At 50.2% G+C, this 285-nt stretch carries 1 protein-coding gene; it reads left to right on the plus strand.

Annotation, left to right across the window (positions count from 1 at the left end; translation table 11 throughout):
* Window positions 1-285, plus strand: a 285-nt coding sequence (locus EN869_RS34105; RefSeq protein ID WP_128334425.1) for a glycosyltransferase, incomplete at both ends; no start/stop codon positions are given.

Here is a 285-nt window from a genome sequence, read left to right on the forward strand (position 1 = left end):
ATATATACTTTATGTCGGTGGTTTAGATTGGCGAAAAAATCTCGAAATAATCCCAGCGGCGTTTCAAAGAATTTCAAAATCGCTGCAGGAATGTTTGGCGTTCGTTATTGCGGGGGAGATTAACGCCAGCGAAAAAAGCGAATATTCCAGCATCTGGCGATCGCATGGCGTGTCGGCTGACCGGATCGTATTCGCAGGCGCGGTCGACGACCGGACGCTGGTTCGTTTATACAAGGGAGCGATAGCCTTGATTCAGCCCTCCTTCATGGAAGGCTTCGGGCTGAC

The sequence above is a fragment of the Mesorhizobium sp. M2D.F.Ca.ET.226.01.1.1 genome, assembly GCF_004022705.2.
Taxonomy (GTDB): Bacteria; Pseudomonadota; Alphaproteobacteria; order Rhizobiales; family Rhizobiaceae; genus Mesorhizobium.